This is a genomic window from Glycomyces amatae (genome assembly GCF_020991375.1).
Taxonomy (GTDB): domain Bacteria; phylum Actinomycetota; class Actinomycetes; order Mycobacteriales; family Micromonosporaceae; genus Glycomyces; species Glycomyces amatae.
Genome location: NZ_JAJLQZ010000024.1, coordinates 52,033 through 72,871, shown reverse-complemented (window position 1 = coordinate 72,871; position 20,839 = coordinate 52,033). Strand labels below are relative to the sequence as shown.

16 protein-coding genes and 1 pseudogene are annotated in these 20,839 nt (G+C 72.6%); 11 read left to right on the top strand and 6 right to left on the bottom strand.

All coding sequences use genetic code 11. The features are described from left to right. Positions 1–3: 3 nt before the first annotated feature. The 6 genes and pseudogenes from LO763_RS24885 to LO763_RS30300 form a co-directional block, all read right to left on the bottom strand. The gene (locus LO763_RS24885; protein WP_230790425.1) at positions 4–1,623 is read right to left on the bottom strand and encodes a glycerol-3-phosphate dehydrogenase/oxidase; all 1,620 of its coding nucleotides are present in this window, start codon (positions 1,621–1,623) and stop codon (positions 4–6) included. 10 nt (positions 1,624–1,633) lie between these two features. Next, positions 1,634–3,163 (bottom strand): glycerol kinase GlpK, encoded by a 1,530-nt coding sequence (glpK, locus tag LO763_RS24880; protein ID WP_230790422.1) that lies wholly within the window; start codon positions 3,161–3,163, stop codon positions 1,634–1,636. 56 nt (positions 3,164–3,219) lie between these two features. Further along, a complete protein-coding gene (locus LO763_RS24875) occupies positions 3,220–4,011 on the bottom strand; it encodes an MIP/aquaporin family protein (RefSeq protein ID WP_230790419.1) in 792 nt (263 codons plus the stop codon). A 272-nt stretch (positions 4,012–4,283) separates the two neighbouring features. After that, on the bottom strand, positions 4,284–5,048 hold the full coding sequence (locus tag LO763_RS24870; protein ID WP_230790416.1) for an IclR family transcriptional regulator: 765 nt from the start codon (positions 5,046–5,048) through the stop codon (positions 4,284–4,286). Between the two features lie 217 nt (positions 5,049–5,265). Beyond that, a complete protein-coding gene (locus LO763_RS30305; protein ID WP_439650318.1) occupies positions 5,266–6,057 on the bottom strand; it encodes a hypothetical protein in 792 nt (263 codons plus the stop codon). 30 nt (positions 6,058–6,087) lie between these two features. Next, positions 6,088–6,507, bottom strand: a pseudogene (locus tag LO763_RS30300) (cellulose binding domain-containing protein); the annotation flags it as partial. A 251-nt stretch (positions 6,508–6,758) separates the two neighbouring features. Between LO763_RS30300 and LO763_RS24860 the strand changes: the two are divergent. The 11 genes from LO763_RS24860 to LO763_RS24810 all read left to right on the top strand — a co-directional run bounded on the left by LO763_RS24860 (position 6,759) and on the right by LO763_RS24810 (position 20,839). Further along, positions 6,759–7,667 (top strand): SMP-30/gluconolactonase/LRE family protein, encoded by a 909-nt coding sequence (locus LO763_RS24860; protein WP_230790410.1) that lies wholly within the window; start codon positions 6,759–6,761, stop codon positions 7,665–7,667. 190 nt (positions 7,668–7,857) lie between these two features. After that, positions 7,858–9,675 carry an ABC transporter substrate-binding protein gene (locus tag LO763_RS24855; protein WP_230790407.1) on the top strand — a complete coding sequence of 606 codons (1,818 nt, stop codon included), beginning with the start codon at positions 7,858–7,860 and terminating at the stop codon, positions 9,673–9,675. Continuing rightward, positions 9,672–10,808: an ABC transporter permease gene (locus LO763_RS24850; protein WP_230790404.1), complete on the top strand. Its 1,137-nt coding sequence runs from the start codon at positions 9,672–9,674 to the stop codon at positions 10,806–10,808. The genes LO763_RS24855 and LO763_RS24850 overlap by 4 nt, the downstream gene beginning before the upstream one ends. Next, complete coding sequence (locus tag LO763_RS24845) at positions 10,805–11,710, top strand: ABC transporter permease (RefSeq protein WP_230790397.1); 906 nt, start codon at positions 10,805–10,807, stop codon at positions 11,708–11,710. The genes LO763_RS24850 and LO763_RS24845 overlap by 4 nt, the downstream gene beginning before the upstream one ends. Continuing rightward, complete coding sequence (locus LO763_RS24840) at positions 11,707–12,702, top strand: ABC transporter ATP-binding protein (RefSeq protein WP_230790394.1); 996 nt, start codon at positions 11,707–11,709, stop codon at positions 12,700–12,702. Before LO763_RS24845 ends, LO763_RS24840 begins: the two co-directional genes overlap by 4 nt. Beyond that, positions 12,689–13,738, top strand: a complete 1,050-nt coding sequence (locus LO763_RS24835; protein WP_230790391.1) for an ABC transporter ATP-binding protein — start codon at positions 12,689–12,691, stop codon at positions 13,736–13,738. The genes LO763_RS24840 and LO763_RS24835 overlap by 14 nt, the downstream gene beginning before the upstream one ends. Further along, positions 13,735–14,565 (top strand): M55 family metallopeptidase, encoded by an 831-nt coding sequence (locus tag LO763_RS24830; protein WP_230790388.1) that lies wholly within the window; start codon positions 13,735–13,737, stop codon positions 14,563–14,565. Before LO763_RS24835 ends, LO763_RS24830 begins: the two co-directional genes overlap by 4 nt. After that, positions 14,558–15,880, top strand: a complete 1,323-nt coding sequence (locus LO763_RS24825) for a M20/M25/M40 family metallo-hydrolase (protein ID WP_230790385.1) — start codon at positions 14,558–14,560, stop codon at positions 15,878–15,880. The genes LO763_RS24830 and LO763_RS24825 overlap by 8 nt, the downstream gene beginning before the upstream one ends. A gap of 108 nt (positions 15,881–15,988) precedes the next feature. Beyond that, positions 15,989–17,923 (top strand): prolyl oligopeptidase family serine peptidase, encoded by a 1,935-nt coding sequence (locus LO763_RS24820; protein ID WP_369432081.1) that lies wholly within the window; start codon positions 15,989–15,991, stop codon positions 17,921–17,923. Further along, a complete protein-coding gene (locus LO763_RS24815) occupies positions 17,920–18,852 on the top strand; it encodes a S66 peptidase family protein (RefSeq protein ID WP_230790379.1) in 933 nt (310 codons plus the stop codon). The genes LO763_RS24820 and LO763_RS24815 overlap by 4 nt, the downstream gene beginning before the upstream one ends. 208 nt (positions 18,853–19,060) lie before the next feature. After that, positions 19,061–20,839: a glycoside hydrolase family 3 protein gene (locus LO763_RS24810; RefSeq protein ID WP_230790376.1), complete on the top strand. Its 1,779-nt coding sequence runs from the start codon at positions 19,061–19,063 to the stop codon at positions 20,837–20,839.

Sequence of the window (20,839 nt, the reverse complement as noted above, 5' to 3'; positions counted from 1 at the left end):
CCCTCATTTCCGGTCGAGCATCTGCTGGACCCGCGCCCGCACCTCGGGGGTGTCGAGGCCGCGGATCATCAGGGTGGTGCGGCGGCGCAGCACGTCGTCGGCCGTCTCGGCCCACTCCATGTCGCGCGCGTACACGACCTGGGCCCAGATCTCCGGCGCGTCCGGGTGGACGCGCTCGGCGAGCTCCGGGTGCTCGCCCGCGAGGCGGGCGACGTCGAAGGCGATCGAGCCGTAGTGGGTCGCGAGGTGCCTCGCGGTGTCCTCCCCCAGGCCCGCCAGCGGCGCGCCGCCCTCGGAGAGCAGCCGGTGCTCCACGGCGTGCGGGTTCGCGATCCCCGGCAGCGGCAGGCGCCGCGGGAGGTTCTCCAGCGGCTCCATCTCGTCGCCGAGCGAGTACCCGGGCATGGCCGCCAGCTTCTTCATCACGGTCCGCCCGATGTGGCGGAACGTGGTCCACTTGCCGCCCGCCACCGAGAGCATCCCGCCGCGGCCCTCGGTCACCACGGTCTCCCGCTTGGCCTTGGACGTGTCGCCCGGCCCGCCGGGCAGGACCCGGAGCCCCGCGAAGGCGTACGTGATGAGCTCGGGCTTGAGCTGCGCCGAGCGCACCGAGACGCCGGCCTCGTCGAGGATCTGCTCGAAGTCCGCCTTGGTGGGCCGCACCTCGCCGGGGTCGCCCTCGTAGATCTCGTCGGTGGTGCCGAGCAGGAGCATGTCCTCCCACGGCAGCGCGAACGCGATGCGGTACTTGTCGACCGGCGTCGCGAGGGCGGCCTTCCAGGGCGACACGCGCTTGAGCACGAGGTGCGCGCCCTTGGAGAGGCGGATCGACGGGTCCGCGCCGGGGTCCTCCATGCGCCGCAGGTGGTCGACCCACGGGCCGGTGGCGTTGAGGACGACGTGGGCGTCCACGCCGAACTCGGTGCCGTCCACCTTGTCGCGCAGGTCGGCGCCGCTGACGCGGCCGCCGGTGAAGCGGAGGCCGGTGACCTCGGCGTAGTTGAGCACGGCCGCACCGGCGTCGGCTGCGGCGCGCGTGGTCATCAGGGCCATGCGGGCGTCGTTCATCTGGCTGTCGCCGTACACGGCGACCGCCTTGAGGTCCTTGGTGCGCAGCTCCGGCACCGCCAGGCGGGCCTTCTCCGGGCTGAGGAGGTGGCCGACCCCGTCGCCGAAGGCGTTGAGCGCGGAGTACGCGAAGACGCCCGCGCCGAGCTTCGCGGCGCCGTGCGGGCCGCCCTTGTACACCGGCAGGTAGAACTTGAGCGGCCGCGACAGGTGCGGGGCGACCTGGCGGGTGACGGCGCGGCGTTCGAAGTGGTTCTCGGCCACCAGTCTCACCGCGCCGGTCTGGAGGTAGCGCAGGCCGCCGTGGAGGAGCTTCGACGAGGCCGAGGAGGTGGCCCCGGCGAAGTCCCCGGCGTCCACGAGCGCCACCCGCAGCCCCGACTGCGCGGCGTGCCAGGCGGTCGAGATGCCCAGGATGCCGCCGCCGATGACGAGGAGGTCGAACGTGACGTTCGACAGCTCCTCGCGCTGTTCGGCCCGGTCGGTCCGCTCGGTGAAGCGGATCGCGCCGGTCGGGTCCGCCTCCGGCGCGGAGGCGTGCTGCAAGGTGGTCATCGCGGTGCTCCTATTCGTCCTGCCAGCCCATGGTCCGCTCGACGGCCTTGAGCCAGTTCTTGTACTCCCGGTCGCGGACCTCGGCGTCCATGTCCGGGGTCCACTCGGCGGCGCGGCGCCAGTTGGCGCGCAGGTCCTCGACGGAGTCCCAGAAGCCGACGGCCATGCCCGCGGCGTAGGCCGCGCCGAGGCAGGTGGTCTCGGCGACCATCGGGCGCACGACGGGGGCGTCGAGCACGTCGGCGAGGAACTGCATGAGGAGGTTGTTGGAGGTCATGCCGCCGTCGACCTTGAGCGCGACGAGGTCGTCGCCGGAGTCCTTGATCATGGCGTCGGAGATCTCGCGGGTCTGCCAGGCGGTGGCCTCCAGGACGGCGCGGGCGATGTGGGCCTTGGTGACGTACCTGGTGAGGCCGGCGATCACGCCGCGGGCGTCGGAGCGCCAGTAGGGGGCGAAGAGGCCGGAGAAGGCGGGGACGAAGTAGGCCCCGCCGTTGTCCTCCACGGTGAGGGCGAGGGTCTCGATCTCGGCCGCGGTGCTGATGAGCCCCATCTGGTCGCGCATCCACTGGACGAGGGAGCCGGTGACGGCGATCGAGCCCTCGAGCGCGTAGACCGGGTCCTGGTCGCCGATGCGGTAGCCGACGGTGGTCAGCAGGCCCGACTCGGAGTGGATGAGCTTCTCGCCGGTGTTCATGAGCATGAACGTGCCGGTGCCGTAGGTGGACTTGGCCTCGCCGACGCTGAAGCAGGTCTGTCCGAACAGGGCGGCCTGCTGGTCGCCGAGGGCCGAGGCGACGGGGACGCCGCCGAGGAGGCCTTCGAGGGGGCCGCCCTTGACCTCGCCGTAGACCTCGGCGGAGGAGCGGATCTCGGGGAGGACCTGGAGCGGGACGCCCATCTCTGCGGCGATCTCCTCGTTCCAGGAGAGGTCCTCGAGGTTCATCAGGAGGGTGCGGGAGGCGTTGGTGACGTCGGTGACGTGGACGCCGCCGTTGACGCCGCCGGTGAGGTTCCAGATGACCCAGGAGTCCATGGTGCCGAAGAGGAGGTCGCCGGCCTCGGCCTTGGCGCGCAGGCCTTCGACGTTGTCGAGGAGCCAGGCGATCTTGGGGCCGGCGAAGTAGGCGGCCAGGGGCAGGCCGGTCTCGCGGCGCCAGCGGTCCTGGCCGGCGTCGCCGCCGAGCTGCTTGCAGAGCTGGTCGGTGCGGGTGTCCTGCCAGACGATGGCGTTGTGGACGGGCTTGCCGGTGCGCTTGTCCCACAGCATGGTGGTCTCGCGCTGGTTGGTGATGCCGATGGCGAGGATGTCCTCGCGGCCGGCGCCGGCCTTGACCATGGCCCCGGCCACGACCTCCTGGACGTTCCGCCAGATCTCGGAGGCGTCGTGCTCGACCCAGCCCGGCTTGGGGAAGATCTGGGCGTGCTCCTTCTGGTCGACGGCGACGATGCGGCCGTCGCGGTCGAAGACGATGCACCGCGAGGAGGTGGTCCCCTGGTCGATGGCGGCGATGAACGGGCCGGTGTGCGTGTCGGTCATGATGCGCTCCAAAACGTCGTTGTCAAAGCGGTGGTGTCTCGATTGTGTCGGTGCGTCTAGGCGAAGGCAACGTTGTACAGGAGTCCGGCGAGGGCGCCGCCGAGGAGCGGTCCGGCGACGGGCACCCAGGCGTAGCCCCAGTCGGAGCGGCCCTTGCCCTTGAGGGGCAGGAGGGCGTGGACGATGCGGGGGCCGAGGTCGCGGGCGGGGTTGATGGCGTAGCCGGTGGGGCCGCCGAGGGAGAGGCCGATGCTGACGACGACCAGGGCGGTGATGAGGACGCCGAGGGTGCCCAGGCCGTTGCCCTCGTCGTTGAGGCCCTGCGTGAGGATCGCGATGACGAGGACGAAGGTGCCGATGACCTCGGTGGCGAGGTTCTGGAACGGGGCCCGGATCTCGGGGCCGGTGGAGAAGATGCCGAGGACCGGTCCGGCCTTCGCGTTCGCGGCGGCGTCGGCGTCCTCGGGGCCTTCGGCGGGTTCGGGCTGGTGGGCGAGGTCGGCCATGTGGGCCTTGAACTGGCCGTAGTAGGCGACCCAGGCGAGGAAGGCGCCGATCATGGCGCCGACGAGCTCGGAGGCGATGTAGAGGGGGACCTGGTTCCACTCGGTGCCGCCCTGGATGGCGAGGCCGAGGGTGACGGCGGGGTTGAGGTGGGCGCCGGAGACGCCGGCGGCGAGGTAGGCGCCGGTGAGGACCGCGAAGCCCCAGCCGAAGGCGATGGCGAGCCATCCGGCGTTCTGGGCCTTGGACCGCTTGAGCGTGACTGCGGCGCACACGCCGGCGCCGAGCAGGATGAGCACCGCCGTGCCGGTGACCTCACCGATGATGATGTCTGCGTTGGACACACCGACTCCTTTGTCTGCGTCCGAGGCCGGAGTGGTGGCTCCGCCCTCGTGGGAAGGGCTTGTTCCGATCGGAGGCCATGGCGAGCACTGAAGCCGTTTAGCGTTCGACAATGTCGACCGACGTACGCAAAGTGTTCCTCTATGTTACCAGGACGTCAATAGCTATGTGACGACCACCACACTCTCCATCGCGAACCACGGGAAACACCTGCAAGACAGGCATATCAGGACCACAGCGGGCCCGCAGGAAAGCGGAGGAAAAGAGCGGGGAACTAGAAGGGCTTGGCGCCGAGGTCGCGCGAGACCGAGCGGGCCGTGTCGCGCACGGACGCGATGAGCTCCGGGCGCGGCTCCCCGTCCCGGCAGACGCGCTCGACCGCGCCGGTAATGCCGACCGCGCCGACCGCCATGCGGTGCCGGTCGAAGATCGGGGCGGCCACGGCGGCCACGCCCTCCCAGGTCTCCTCGGCGTCGGTGGCGTACCCCTGGGCGCGGGTCAGGTCCAGCGCCCGCTCGATGTCGTCCAGGCCGGTGACGGTGCGGGACGTGAACCGCTCGCGCTCGGCCTCGACCAGCTCGGCGTGCGCCACGGGGTCGAAGGCCGACAGGACCTTGCCGAGCGCGGTGGAGTGCAGCGGCTGCATCGCGCCGACCTCGAGGACCTGGCGGCTGTCGTCGGGGCGGAAGACGTGGTGGACCACCAGGACGCCCCGGAGGTGCAGGACGCCGAGGTAGACCGCCTCGCCGCCGGAGCGGGCCAGGTCGTCGGTCCACACCAGGGCGCGGGCGCGCAGCTCGTGGACGTCGAGGTAGGTGGTGCCCAGGCGCAGGAGTTCGGCCCCGAGCTGGTAGCGGCCCGAGTCGGGGTCCTGCTCCACGAAGCCCTCGTGCTGGAGGGTGCGCAGGATGCCGTGGGCGGTGGCCTTGGCCAGGCCGAGGGCCGAGGCGATGTCGGACAGGCCGAGGCGCCGCTCGCCGCCCGCGAGCAGCCGCAGCATGGCCGCCGCGCGCTCCAGCGACTGGATGTTCCTGGCCATCCGGACGCCTCCGTTCCTTCGAGGTCCGCGCCCGGCGGTGCACCGCCGCGCTCGGCGGCGTTCGGCACGCCGCCGTTCGACAATGCTAAACACTATCGGTCCTTGCCGACCATATGTGCGCGGACACGGCCCGGTCCGAGGCATGGGAAGAGGCGGCGGGCCGGGCCCGCCGCCTCCCGCCGTCCCTCAGCGGCCGGGGCTGATGGAGGAGCGCTCCTCAGTAGCCGTAGCGGCTCTTGAGGTGGCGCCACCAGTCGCGGAGCATCCACACGTCGAAATCGGTGATCGTGGACGAGGAGCCGGCCTTCATGATGAAGCAGCACTGGCCCGTAGGCGTCCAGTCGTAGAAGTCGTCGAGCCCGAACGTGTGGCCCAGTTCGTGGAGGTAGATCGTGATCTGGCTGGAGTTCAGGGAGTCCACGAAGTACTCCTGGCCCATGCGCTGGCCCCAGTCGCCGCCGGCGCCGCCGCCCATGCCCTGGGTGAGCCACAGGCTCTGGTCGTAGTGGTGCGCCTCGCCGCCGGGGCACTGCGAGTAGTCCCCGTCCTGGTGGAAGAAGCGGCCGCAGTCCTCGGAGCACTGGGGGGCGTCCTCGCGGATGTCCCCGATGTAGACGTCCACCGAGCCGTCGGACCACTGCAGGAGGTCGCGGTCGTAGGCGGCCCAGCCGACGACGTCCACCTCGATCCGGTCGAAGGGGAACTCGCTCCAGCCGGCCATGTGGTCGAACCAGAGGTCGTACTGCTGCTGGAGCTTCGCCTCGATCGCGTCGCGGGTCTGGGTGCCGACCGCGTTCTGCGAGTCCCAGCGGACGCAGTAGTCGACGGAGCCGTTGGTGGCCATGATCTGGTCCCACCCGAAGTTGCGGAAGTTGAGATCGTAGGTGTCCTCGACGTGCGACCAGACCTCGTTCAGCGGCTGGACCAGGTTCGAGGGCGGGTTCCACTCGTCCTGGCCGGGGCCGCCGGTCGGCTCCTCGGTGACCTCGGTGGGCGGGTCGGTCGGCACCGGGGCGGTGTCGCCGGTGCACTCCTCGCCGTTGAGCCGGAACGACTCCGGCGGCGAGTTCTCGTCGCCCGAGAAGGTGCCGGAGAAGCCGAAGCCCACCGCGGCGTCGGCGGTGAGGCGCCGGTTGTGCTCCACGCCCGAGGCCGTCACCCGGACGCCGGACTGGGAGGCCTCGGCGTTCCAGGCGTGCTGGACGCGCTGGCCGTCGGTGAAGTCCCACTCGAGGGTCCAGGGGTCGAGCGCCGCGTCGCCGAGGTTGGTGACCTCGACGTCCGCGTTGAAGCCGCCGGGCCACTGGGCGGTGATCCGGTAGTCCACCTCGCATCCGGCGGTCTGCGCCGAGGCGGAGGTCGTGGCGTACGAGGCGAGGCCGCCGGCGACGACGACGGACGCCGCCCCCGCCAGTACCGCGGCCAGTCGCCGTCTGCGGTTCGGGAGTGCCGGTCCCATGTCGACCCCCCCTCTGGTCGGTGCGGCCGGGCCCTTCCCGGCCGGCTGGTGAGGTGCGCGACTGGATATCGGTGAGAACTTATATCGATAAGCATTGATATCGGTCACATTCGACAGGGTAGGACCGGGCGCTTCGGGGCACAAGCGCCCGAACCCCTCTGGAGGTTTCGGAAACCCGCCGCAGGGGGGCGGGGCGCGGACCGCGGGGCGGAGGGCTAGATTCCACGCACCGGATGAGGAGGGAGTTACCGATGGGAAAGACCACCGCGCACTTCGAGGTCTTCGACGATCGTTTCAGCGTCGCCGGGGACGACTCGCTGGAGTGCCTGTTCGACGGCGGCAGGTGGACCGAGGGCCCGGTGTACGTGCCCTCGGGGCGGTACCTGCTGTTCAGCGACATCCCGAACGACCGGGTGATGCGCTGGGACGAGACCGACGGGTCCGTCAGCGTCTTCCGCTCCCCCGCGAACTACGCCAACGGCCACACCCTCGACCGGCAGGGCCGCCTGGTCTCGTGCGAGCAGGGCGGGCGGCGCGTGACCCGGACCGAGCTGGACGGCTCGGTGACGGTGCTGGCCGACCGCTGGCGGGGCAAGCGGTTCAACAGCCCCAACGACGCGGTCGTGGACGCCTCCGGCGCGGTGTGGTTCACCGACCCGCCCTACGGCATCACCAGCGACTACGAGGGGCACAAGGCCGAGCAGGAGATCGACGGCTGCCACGTCTACCGGATCGACCCCTCGGGCGGGGTCGAGCGCGTCGCCGACGACTTCGAGCGGCCCAACGGGCTCGCGTTCTCCCCCGACGGGAGCCGCCTCTACATCGCCGACACCCGCCGCGGGCACCTGCGGGTGTTCGACGTGGACGGCGGGCGCCTCAGCGGCGGCGAGGTCTTCGCATCGGTCCCCACCGGGAAGGACGGGGCGCCCGGCGGGAACTTCGACGGCCTGCGCGTGGACGTGGAGGGCCGCGTCTGGGCGGCCGCGGGGGACGTGCACTGCTTCGACCCCGACGGGACGCTCCTGGCGACGCTCGGCGTCCCGCAGCCCGCCGTGTCGAACCTGGTGTGGGGCGGGCCCAAGCGCAACCGGCTGTTCATCACCGCCACCGACTCGGTGTACTCGATCCTGCTGGGCACCAACGGCGCCTGGAAGCTCTAGGAACGGCGCCCCCGGGGCCGGGAGCAGCGGGGGCGCGCGGGACCTCATATCACAGCAATGAAAACTTTCTTCACATCGTTGACAACTCAAGAAGTGTTCCGTCATTCTGTTCGGTACATCGAGGACCCGGTGCGCCCGCCGGCGTGAGCGCGCCCGGCGCCCGGAACGAGAAGCGAGGAACGTGCACCCCATGAATCCCCATGCCCTGACGCGGCGGTGCCTCTCCGCCGCGGTCGCGCTGACGCTGTCGGCGGGGGCGCTCGCGGTCGCCGCGCCCGGCGCCGCCGCCCAAGAGGACGAGGTCGACACCCTGCTCATCGCCACGGACCAGGAGGTCGACACCTTCAACCCGTTCAAGCGGCGGTTCGTCATCACCTACAACACGAGCATCATGACGTACGAGACGCTCACGCGGATGGGCGCGGACGACTACGAGCCCGAGCCGGGCCTGGCCACCGAGTGGGAGGAGTCCGAGGACGGGCTCACCTGGACGTTCACGATCCGCGAGGGCGTGGAGTGGTCGGACGGCGAGCCGCTGACGGCCCAGGACGTGGCCTACACGTACGGCCTGCTCATCGAGAACCAGGCGATCCACGACTGGAACATCGACTTCGCGGGGAACCTGGTCGGCGCCGAGGCCCCCGACGACGCCACGTTCGTGCTGACGCTGGCCGAGCCCGCGCCCGCCGAGGTCCTCAGCCGCGAGGTGTTCGTCGTCCCCGAGCACATCTGGTCGACCTACCCCGACCCGTCCGCCGACGACGCGAACCAGCTGCCGCTGGTGGGCTCCGGGCCGTTCCAGGTCACCGAGTACGAGACCGGCGAGTTCCTCCGGCTCGAGGCCAACGAGCGCTACTGGGACGGCGCGCCCGGCTTCGACGAGGTCGTCTTCGACTACTACGCCGAGACCGACGCGGCCGTCGCCGCGCTCGAGGCCGGCGAGGTCGACATCGTCAACGGGCTCAACCCGGCCCAGATCCAGGCCCTGGAGTCCCAGGACCACGTCACCGTCAACAACGCGCAGGGCCGCCGGTACGTGTCGCTCACGCTCAACCACGGCACGGTCACGCAGGACGGCACCGAGTTCGGCAACGGGCACCCCGCGCTCAAGGACCCCGTGGTGCGCACGGCGCTGCACACCGCGATCGACAAGCAGGCGCTCGTCGACACCGTCCTGGACGGCAACGGCGACCCGGCCACCTCGCTGATCCCCTCGATCTTCGAGCAGTGGCACTGGGACGGGGGCGACGACCTCGTCGAGTTCGACATCGACGCGGCGAACCGGATGCTCGACGAGGCCGGGTACGCGCGCGGCGAGGACGGCGTCCGCACCATGCCGGACGGCGGCGAGCGGCTGAGCTTCCGCTTCTACCACCACGCCGACAACACCGACTACGCCACCATCGTGGACTTCCTGACCGAGTGGTGGACCGAGCTGGGCATCGAGATCAAGGCCGAGCCGATCGAGCAGGGCGCGCTGAACGACCGGGCCTACCTGGGCGAGTTCGACATCGCGTTCTCCGGCTGGGGCGTGGGCCCGAACCCGACCGAGCAGCTGGGCATGCACACCTGCTCGGTCCTGCCGACCCTCACCGACGGCTCGGAGCGCTCCAGCGAGAACTCCTACTGCAACCCCGAGTTCGACGCGCTCCACGAGCAGCAGAAGGTCGAGTCCGACCCCGCCGCCCGCGCCGAGCTGGTGAAGCAGCAGCAGCAGCTGCTCTACACCGACACCCCCGTGATCTGGCTGTACTACCAGAACGTGCTCGAGGCCTACAACCACGACAAGATCACCGACATGCGCGTGCAGCCGGCCGACGGCGGCATGATCACCGGCCAGCAGGGCTTCGCGTGGTCGTACTTCACCGCGCAGCCGGCCGCCGCCGAGGACGAGGGCGGCACCCCGGCGTGGGTGTGGATCGCGGTCGCCGCGGCGGTCGTGGTCGCCGCCGCGGGCGCGATCGTGTTCGTGCTCCAGCGCAGGAAGACGGCGGACGAGCGCGAATGACCGACAGCACGCCGTCCGAAGGCGCGGCGCCGGAGGGCGCCGCGTCCGAGGACGCCACGACTGCGAGCGGGGCCGCGATCCGGCCGTCCGACGTCGCATCACCCGCGGGCGGGGCCTCGACCGAGGCCCCGTCCGCGGGGCGCTCCGCGGGCCGCGTCTCCAGCGGGTTCGGGCGGTACCTGCTCCGGCACGTCGGCGGCGCGGCCGTCTCGCTGCTGCTGGTGCTGTTCTCCTCGTTCTTCATCTTCCGGCTCATCGCCGGGGACCCGATCGACCAGCTCACCAGGGAGCGGCCGGTCTCGCCCGAGGAGCGCGCCGCGATGCGCGCCGAGCTCGGCCTCGACCAGCCGATGTGGCAGCAGTTCGTCGACTACCTCACCGGGACGCTCACCGGGGACCTCGGCGAGTCGTTCCAGTACCGCAGGCCCATCTTCGACCTCATCGTGGAGCGGCTCCCGGCGACGCTCCTGCTCTCGGGCACCGGCATGGTGCTGGCGGTCCTGCTCGGATTCTGGATCGGGACGCGCTCGGGCTGGCGGCAGGGCAGCCGGTTCGACCGGGGCCACGTCGCCACGGGCCTGGTGCTGTACTCGGCGCCCACGTTCTGGCTCGGGATGATCGTCATCCTGGTCTTCGCCCGGTATCTGGGGCTGTTCCCCGTCAACGGGATGCGCTCGCCGAGCACCCCGCCGGACTTCTGGTCGCAGGCGGTCGACATCGGCCACCACCTGGTGCTCCCGGTGCTCACGTACACGGCGGTCGTCTACGCCGGGTACCTGATGATCATGCGGTCGTCCCTGCTGGACGAGATCGGGAGCGACTACCTCACGACGGCGCGCGCCAAGGGGCTGCGCGACGACGAGGTGCGGCGCCGCCACGCGGTGCCGAACGCGCTGCTGCCCACGGTCACGCTCGTGTTCCTCGCGCTCGGCTCGGTCGTCAACGGCTCCATCGTCACCGAGACGGTCTTCAGCTGGCCGGGGCTGGGGACGCTGTTCGTGAACTCGATCTTCTACCCGGACCGGCCGGTGCTCCAGGCGCTGTTCGTCCTGTTCTCGAGCTCCACCATCCTCACCGTGCTGTGCGCCGAGATCCTCTACTGGTTCATCGATCCCAGGATTCGCAGGTCATGACGACGACAACGGTCTCACCGCGCGCGCTCAGGCGGGCGCGCCGCAGGCAGTCCCTCGCGCGGTCGTGGGCCGCCTACCGCGCCCAGCGGACCGGCATGGTCGGCCTGGTGCTGCTGGGCGTCATCGTGGTCCTCGCGCTGGCCGCGCCGGTGCTCGTCCCCGAGTCGGCGCTCAGCGTCACGCAGGCCACCGGCGGGCGCATGGCGCCGCCGAGCGCGGACTTCCCGCTCGGCACCGACGAGACGGGCCGGTCGATCCTGGCGCTCACGCTCTGGGGCTCGCGCCTGTCGCTCCTCATCGGGCTGACGGCGACGGTGGTGGCCATCGTCATCGGCACCGCCGTGGGCATCACCAGCGGCCACATCGGCGGCTGGTACGGCTGGGTCGCCCTGCGCCTGTCCGACTGGTTCATGGTGCTGCCCAGCCTGGTCGTGGCCATCGCGCTGCTGGCCGTGCTCGGGCGGAGCATGGCGACCACGATCACCGTGATCGCGCTGGTCTCGTGGCCGGGCACCACCCGGCTCGTGCGGGCCCAGACCCTAACGGTGCAGTCCCGGCCGTACCTGGAGCGCGCCAAGGCGCTCGGGGCCGGGCACTGGCACCAGATGACCAAGCACATCCTGCCGAACGTCCTGCCGCTGGTGCTCGCCAGCGCCACGCTCCTGGTGCCCTCGGCGATCCTCATGGAGTCCTCGCTGGCGTGGCTGGGGCTGGGCGACCCGAGCGTGGTCTCGTGGGGCTCGATCCTCAACCGCGCCTCCGACAGCGGGGCCGTCTCGGCGCACGCGTGGTGGTACCTGCTGCCGCCGGGCCTGGCGATCCTGGTCGTGGTGCTCGCGTTCATGATGTGCGGCCGGGCGCTGGAGGCCGTGTTCAACCCGAGGCTGCGAGGTGAGCGGTGACGCTCCTGGAGTTCAAGGACCTGCGGGTGACCTACAACGGCTCGCGCGGGCGCGTCCCGGCCGTGCGCGGCGTGGACCTGGCGGTGGAGGCCGGGCGGACGCTCGGCATCGCGGGCGAGTCCGGCTGCGGGAAGTCGACGCTGGCGATGGCGGTGCTGCGGCTGCTGCCGAAGACCGCCGAGGTCACCGGCGAGATCCTGCTCGACGGCGAGGACCTGCTCACGATGGGCTGGGGCCGGCTGCGGGCCGTCCGCTGGACGGGCGCGTCGATCGTCTTCCAGGGCGCGATGCACTCGCTCAACGCCGTGCACCGGATCGGGCGGCAGGTGGCCGAGCCGATCCTGGTGCACGAGAAGGCGGTCACGCCCGGCGAGGCGGCGAAGCGGGCCGAGGCGCTGCTGGAGCGGGTCGGCCTGCCGCCCTCGCGGATGCGGTCCTACCCGCACGAGCTCTCCGGCGGCCAGCGCCAGCGCGTCATGATCGCGATGGCGCTCGCGTGCGACCCGGACCTGATCATCGCCGACGAGGCGACGACCGCGCTCGACGTGATGGTGCAGGCCCAGGTGCTGCAACTGATCTCGGGGCTGGTGACCGAGCGGGGCGTGGGCCTGGTGATGATCAGCCACGACCTGTCGGTGCTCTCGTCGGTGTGCGACGAGGCCGCGGTCATGTACGCGGGCAAGGTGGTCGAGCAGGGCCCGGCGCGCGAGGTGTTCGCGGACGCGCGGCACCCGTACTCGGCGGCCCTCGGCGCCGCGTTCCCGGTGATCGGCGACCCGGCCTCGCGGAGGAACCCCGGGGGCCTGCCCGGGGACCCGCCGGACCCGGTGCGGCTGCCCGACGGCTGCTCGTTCAGGCCGCGGTGCGCCGTGGCGGTCGAGCGGTGCGGCGAACAGGTTCCGGCGCTGCTGCCGGTGCCCGGCGCCGCAGGACCGGCGCGCGCGAGCGCGTGCTTCGTGGCGCAGGAAGGGGAGCCCGTTGCCGTCCGTTGAGACCCCGCTCGGGGAGAAGGTGCTGACCGCCAGGGGCCTGCGGGTCGAGTTCGGACTGCCGGGCGGGCGGACCGCCCGCGCCGTCGACGGCGTGGACCTGGACGTGGCGCCCGGCGAGATCGTGGCCCTGGCCGGCGAGTCCGGCTGCGGGAAGACCACCCTGGCGCGCACGCTCCTGGGCCTGGAGCGGGCCACGGGAGGGACCGTGGCGTTCGGCGGTGAGCCGCTGCGCTTCTCGACCAAGGCGCTCAAGGCCTACCGGCGGCAGGTGCAGCTGGTGCTCCAGGACCCGAGCGGGGCGCTGAACCCGCGCCACACCGTCTACGACGCCGTGGCCGAGGGCCTGCGCATCCACGGGATCACCGACGACGAGCCCGGCCGGGTGGCCGACGCGCTCGCGCGCGCGGGCCTGCGCCCGCCCGAGCAGTTCTTCCTGTCCTACCCGCACGAGCTCTCCGGCGGCCAGCGGCAGCGGGTCGTCATCGCCGGGGCGCTGGTGCTGGAGCCGAGCCTCCTCGTCGCGGACGAGCCGGTCGCGTCCCTGGACGCCTCGGTGCGCGGCGAGATCCTCTCGCTCCTGCTGCGGCTCAAGGAGGAGCAGGGCCTGGGGGCGCTGGTGATCACGCACGACCTCGGCCTGGCGTGGAGCATCGCCGACCGGATCGCGATCATGTACCTGGGCCGGATCGTGGAGCAGGGCCCGGTCGAGCAGGTGCTCACCGCGCCGCGGCACCCGTACACGCGGGCGCTGGTGTCGGTCCTTCCCGGCTCGCCCGTCCTGAGGGAGGCCGTGCCCGAGCCGATCGTGCTGGCCGGGGAGCTCCCGGACGCCTCGCGCATCCCCGGCGGGTGCCGGTTCCGGCCGCGCTGCCAGGAGGTCGCCTCCGGCGCCGCCGCCGCGGTGCTGCACCGGTGCCGGGGCGAGGACCCCGGGATCCTCGGGCCCGAGGCGGCGCCGCACCTGGTCGCGTGCCACCTGGACTGCGTACAAGACGGCGCCCGCGACGGCGGCGCCGGTGCGAGGATGGCCGCATGAGGATCCTCATCAGCGCCGACATGGAGGGCGCGACGGGCGTGACCTGCCCCGAGGACGTCCTGCCGGGCGGGCCCGGCTGGGAGCGGATGCGGCCGGTGTTCACCGGCGACGTCAACGCGGTCGTCGGCGGGCTCTTCGACGGCGGGGCGCGCTCGGTGCTCGTCAACGAGGCGCACTGGACGATGCGGAACCTCCTGCTGGAGCGGCTCGACGAGCGCGCCGAGATGCTCACGGGCCGCCACAAGGACCTCTCCATGATGGAGGGCGTGCAGCACGGCGACGTCGACGGCGTGGTCTTCCTCGGCTACCACGCCGGGGCCGGATCCGAAGGGGTGCTGGCGCACACGTACCTGGCGAACACCGTCACCGGCGTGTGGCTCGACGGCGTCCGCGCGAGCGAGGGCCGCCTCAACGCCGCGGTCGCGGCCGAGTTCGGGGTGCCGGTCATCATGGTGACCGGCGACGACAGGACCGTGGAGGACGCGGACGGCTACGCGCCCGAGGCGATCGGCGTGGCGGTGAAGGACTGCGTGTCCCGGTACGCGGCGGTGTGCCGGGCCCCGGAGCGCACGGCCGCGGACCTGAGCCGGGCCGCGAGCCTGGCGGCGCTGCTGGCGGTGCGCCGCGAACCGGTGGTGGCGGCGCACCGGGTCGAGGTCGAGTTCGACGCCGACCACCTCGCGCAGGCCGCGACCGTGGTCCCCGGGGTGGAGCGGTGCGGCGAGCGGCGGATCGGGTACGACTCGGCCACGATGTACGCGGCGATCCGCTGCTTCAAGGCCGTCACGACGATCGCCTCGCAGGCGATGGAGGAGCAGTATGGTTGACGCGCAAGCACTCGACGAGGTCGTCACGTTCACCTCGGAGCTCATCCGCATCGACACCACCAACCGCGGCGGCGGGGACGGGAACGAGCGCGGGGCCGCCGAGTACGCGGTCGCGAAGCTCACCGACGCCGGCGTCGAGGCCGCGATCCTGGAGAAGGCCCCGATGCGCTCCAACGTGGTCGCCCGCATCGAGGGGACCGACCCGGGCGCCGACGCGCTGCTGGTCCACGGCCACCTCGACGTGGTGCCCGCCGAGGCCGCCGACTGGTCCGTCCACCCGTTCTCGGGGGAGATCACGGACGACGGGATGCTGTGGGGGCGCGGGGCGCTCGACATGAAGAGCATGGACGCGATGATCCTGGCGACCGTCCGGTCCTGGGCCCGGGAGGGCGTGCGGCCGCGGCGGCCGATCGTCATCGCGTTCACCGCCGACGAGGAGGCCAGCGCCGAGTACGGCGCGGGGTACCTCGCCGACGCCCACGCCGACAAGTTCGCCGGGTGCACCGAGGGCGTGTCCGAGTCGGGCGGGTTCACCTTCCACGGCGGCACCGACACCGGCGGGAATCAGCTGCGGATCTACCCGATCGGGGCCGGGGAGCGCGGCACCGCGTGGCTGCGGCTCGCGGCCCGCGGCACGGCCGGCCACGGGTCGAAGGCCAACCCCGACAACGCCGTGAGCAAGCTCGCGGCCGCCGTCGCGCGCATCGGCGCGCACGAGTGGCCGGTGCGCCTGACGCCGACCGTGCGGGCCGCGCTGACCGAGCTGAGCGCGCTGTACGGGGTCGAGCCGGACTTCGGCGACGCGGACGGGACGGTCGCGAGGCTCGGCCCGGCCGCGCAGCTGGTGGAGTCGACGCTCCGCAACAGCGCCAACCCCACGGTGCTCCAGGCCGGGTACAAGGTCAACGTCATCCCCGAGCACGCGAGCGCCGAGGTGGACGGCCGGATGCTGCCCGGGGCCGAGGACGAGTTCGCCGCCACACTGGACGAATTGTGCGGTCCGGACGTGCGGTGGGAGTTCCAGCACCGCACCAGTCCGCTCGGCGCGCCCGTCGACTCGCCGACGTTCGCGGCGATGCGCGAGGCGGTCCGCAGGTTCGACCCCGAGGGGCACCCGGTGCCGTTCTGCATGTCCGGCGGCACCGACGCGAAGCAGTTCGCGGCCCTCGGCATCACCGGCTACGGCTTCTCCCCCCTGGGGTTGCCCCCCGAGTTCGGGTACGGAAGGCTGGCTCACGGCGTGGACGAGCGGGTCCCGGTCGAAGGGCTCCGGTTCGGCCTGCGGGTCCTGGACGACTTCCTGCGGCGCGCATAGCCACCGACGCCGACCTGAACAGCACCGGCGCAGACGAACAGCACTGAGGAGCCCGTCATCTTGCAGCAGTCCCCTTACGGCACGTGGGAGTCCCCGATCACCACGGCGATGGTCGCCGCGGCGGACGGCAGGCCGGGCCATCTCGGCGCCGTCGGCGGCGAGCTGTGGTGGACCGAGCCGCGGCCCGCCGAGGGCGGGCGCCGGGCCCTGGTGCGCCGCCGCGAGGACGGGACGGCCGAAGCGGTCCTGCCCGCGCCGTGGAACGTGCGCAACCGCGTCCACGAGTACGGCGGGCACCCGTGGGCCGGGACCGTCGGCGACGACGGCCCGCTCGTGGTCTTCACGAACTACGCCGACCAGCGGCTGTACCGGTTCGAACCGGACGCCGGGGGCGAGCCGGTGCCGCTGACCCCGGCCCCGGCGATCCCCGGGGGGCTGCGCTGGTGCGAACCGGTGTTCGCGGACGAGTTCGGCGAGGTCTGGGCGGTCCTGGAGGAGTTCACCGGAGAGCGGCCCACGGACGTGCGCCGCGTCCTGGCGGCGGTCCCGCTCGACGGCTCGGCCGCGGGCGACCGCGCGAAGGTCCGGGAGCTGACCGACGACGCCTACCGGTTCGTCACCGGGCCGAAGCTGCACCGCTCCGGGTCGGCGGTGGCGTGGATCGCCTGGAACCACCCGCACATGCCCTGGGACGAGACCGAGCTGCGCGTCGCCGAGATCACCGCGGACGGCCGCCTGGAGGGGGCCGCCACGGTCGCCGGGGGCGAGGGCGAGTCGATCGCGCAGGTCGAGTGGGCCGGGGACGGCACGCTGGTCTTCGCGGGCGACCGCACCGGCTGGTGGAACCTGCACTGGGTCGACCCCGAGAACGGGAACACCGGCGAGATCCACCCGGCGGAGGAGGAGTTCGCGGGACCCATGTGGGGGCTGGGGATGCGCTGGTTCCAGCTCCTCGCCAGCGGCGACATCGCCGCCGTCCACGGCAGGGGCGGGCAGCGCCTGAGCGTCTTCGACGCCTGGGACCGCGAGCTCAACCCGGTCGAGGGGCCCTGGACCGACTGGGCGCCCGGGCTCGTCGCCGTGGGCGACAGGGCCTACGGGCTGGCCGCGAGCGCCTCCAGCGGCTACGAGGTGGTCGAGGTCGACACCGTCGAGGGCACCGCCCGCGTCGTCGCCGCCGCGCACACCGACGCGGTCGACCCGGCGTACTACCCCGTCCCCGAGCACCGGACGTTCACCGGCCCGGACGGGCGCGACGTGCACGCCCACGTCTACCCGCCCCGCAACCCGGACTTCGAGGCGCCCGAGGGCGAGCGGCCGCCGTTCGTCGTGTGGGTCCACGGCGGGCCCACCAGCAACGTGCGGGCCGTGCTCGACCTGGAGCTGGCCTACTTCACCTCGCGGGGCATCGGGGTCGTGGAGGTCGACTACGGCGGCTCCACCGGCTACGGGCGCGAGTACCGCGAGCGGCTGCGCGAGCAGTGGGGCGTGGTCGACGTCGAGGACTGCGCGGCCGCGGCGCGGGCCCTCGCCGCGGAGGGCGCCGCCGACCCGGCGCGCCTGGCGATCCGCGGCGGCAGCGCGGGCGGCTGGACCTCGGCCGCGTCGCTCACCTCCCCGGCCGCGGCGGGGCTGTACGCGTGCGCCGTGGTCAAGTACCCGATCCTGACCCTGGCGGGCTGGACCGGCGACGACACCCACGACTTCGAGGCGCAGTACGTGCACTCGCTGGTCGGCCCGCCGGAGGTGCTGGAGGAGCGCTCGCGCGAGCGGTCGCCCGTGGACCACGCGGACCGGATCGCGGCGCCGTTCATCCTGCTCCAGGGCCTGGAGGACGAGATCTGCCCGCCCGCGCAGGCCGAGCGGCTGCTGGAGCGCGTCGCCGGGAAGGGCGTCCCGCACGCCTACCGCGCCTACGAGGGCGAGCAGCACGGGTTCCGGCAGGCGTCGACCATCGTGGACGCCGTGCTCGCCGAGCACGCCCTGTACGCGCGGGTCTTCGGGTTCGAAGGCCCCGACTTCGATCTGGAGCTGCACCCGTGAGCCTCGAGCCGCTGCGGCGGCCCCGCCGACTCGCCCCCGGGGACCGGGTCGCCGTGGTGTCCCCCTCGAGCCCGTCGCCGCCGGAGGGCGTGGACACCGCGCTGGAGGTGCTGCGGCGGTGGGGACTGGAGCCGGTCGAGATGCCCCACGCCCGGGACCTCCATCCGTGGTTCACCGCGCTCGCCGGGACCGACGAGGACCGCGCCGCGGACTTCCAGGCCGCCTGGGAGGACCCGTCGATCGCGGCGGTCGTGTGCGCCCGCGGTGGGTACGGGGCGAACCGCATGGTCGACCTGGTCGACTGGGAGGCGCTGCGCGGGCGCGAACCGAAGGCGCTCATCGGGTTCAGCGACATCACGACCCTGCACGAGGCGGTCGCGCTGCGGCTGGGCGTCGCGTCGGTGCACGGGCCGATGCCGACCTGGTCGGTGTTCCTGGCCGACGAGGGCACCCGCGAGCACCTGCGCCGCACCCTGTTCGAGCCCGAGGGGGCGCGGCGGGTCGAGTCGGTCGCGGGGCGGCCGCTCACCGGCGGGACGGCCGCCGGGGTCACCGTCGGCGGGTGCCTGTCGATGCTCGCCGCGGGCGTCGGCACCGCCGAGCACCGCGACGACCTCGGCGGGGCGATCCTGCTCATCGAGGAGACCGACGAGCGGCCCTACCGGATCGACCGGATGCTCACCCAGCTGCGGCGCGCGGGCTGGTTCGACGGGATCGCAGGGGTGGCGCTGGGGTCGTTCACCGACTGCGGCCCCTACGAGGAGGTCCGGCCCGTGCTGCTCGACCAGCTCGGCGGACTGGGCGTGCCGGTCGCCGAGGAGTTCGGGTTCGGGCACTGCGCGCCCGCGCTCACCATGATGCTCGGCGTCGAGGCCGTGCTCGACGCCGACGCCGGAACCCTCGAATACCGCGAGGAGCCGCTGCGCTGAGGGTGGGCAACGCCGATCGGTTGGGCCGCAGCGGGCTTGGGTTCGACGGGCGCGGGCGCCGGCGGCGCCCCGCCGAAACCAGTTACGAAAATTCTCTCCGTAGTCTTGCCTTCACCTGAAAGTTTCTGCCAGGATGAGCGGATCGGGCCATACCCGGTCGAAAAGGGACCCCATCCCCCGTTCACCCGCACAGAGTGGAGCCCTGTCAATGGAGACGCATCCCCGCCGGACCGTGCTCGCCGCCGCCCTCGGGGCCGCCGCCGCGGTCGCCACCGCCGGCGCCGCCCAGGCGCACGGCGACCGGGAGCGGCGCCGGTTCGTCAAGCGCCGCCTCAAGGCCATGAGCCTGGAGGAGAAGGTCGGCCAGCTCTTCACCACGTACGCGTACGGCCGGACCGCCGACACCGCGGACCCCGCCGACGTCGCCAAGAACCAGGCCGACCACGGCGTCGACAACGCCGTCAAACTCCTCGAGAAGTACCGCCTCGGCGGGGTCATCTACTTCGCATGGTCGAACAACGTCGCCGACCCCGACCAGATCACCGCGCTCTCCAACGGGCTCCAGGAGGCCGCCACCGCCTCGTGCGGCACGCCGCTGCTCATCGCCACCGACCAGGAGCACGGCCTCGTCACCCGCATCGGGCCGCCCGCGACCCAGCTGCCCGGGGCGATGGCCCTCGGCGCGACCCACGACCCCGAGGTCGCGCGCGAGGCGGCCGCCGTCGCCGGGGCCGAGCTGCGCGCCATGGGGCTCAACCAGAACTTCGCGCCCGACGCGGACGTCAACGTCAACCCGGCCAACCCCGTGATCGGCGTCCGCTCCTTCGGGTCCGACGCCGAGCACGTCGCCGGCTTCGTCAAAGCGCAGGTCGAGGGGTACCAGGCGCGGGGCGGCCTCGGGTCGTGCGTCAAGCACTTCCCCGGCCACGGCGACACCGAGGACGACAGCCACGCCGAGCTGCCGCGGATCGACCACACCTACGAGGAGTGGCAGGCGATCGACGCGCCGCCCTTCCGCGCCGCCATCGCGGCGGGCGTGGACGCGGTCATGACCGCCCACATCCAGTTCCCGGCCCTGGACGAGAGCCTGCGGCCCGCCACGCTCTCCGAGCCGATCCTCACCGGGCTGCTGCGCGAGGAGCTCGGCTACGACGGCGTCGTCTTCACCGACTCGCTCCAGATGGAGGGCGTGCGCGAGGGCTACGGCGACGACCGCGTGCCCGTGCTCGCGCTCCAGGCCGGCGTCGACGTGCTCCTCATGCCGCAGGACATCGGCCTGGCCTACGACGCGGTGCTCGCCGCCGTCGCCGGCGGCGAGCTCACCGAGCGGCGCATCGACGAGTCGGTCACCCGCATCCTCGACCTCAAGTACCGCCTCGGGCTGTTCCGCGACCCGTACGCCGACCCCGAGGAGGTGGGCGAGGTCGTCGGCGTCCCCGAGCACCTCGAAGCGGCGCAGGCGATCAGCGACCGGACCACGACCATGGTCGTCAACGACGGGACGCTGCCGGTGGTCACCGACGGCGGATTCGCGCTCGTCACCGGCTGGGGCGAGACCACCACGAGCGTCCTCGCCGACGAGTTCGGGCGGCGCGGCTGGTCCGCGACCAGGCTGGTCACCGGGATCGCTCCGACGCAGGCGCAGATCGACGCCGCCGTCGCCGCGGCCGAGGGGCAGGGGCTGATCGTCGTGGCCACCAACGGGGTCGCGGACAACCCGGCCCAGACCGACCTGGTGAAGGCCCTGGCGGCCACCGGCGTCCCGGTCGTCGCGCTCGGCGTCAGGAACCCCTACGACATCGCGCATTTCACCGACGACGTCGCCGCCTACCTGGCAACCTACTCGTACGCCGCGGACGGCCTCGAGTCCGCGGTCGGCGCCGTCCTCGGCGGCGCGCCGCCGCAGGGGAGGCTCCCGGTCGACATCCCGCGCGCCGACGACCCCGAAACGGTCCTGTTCGCCTTCGGCCACGGCCTGAGCTACTAG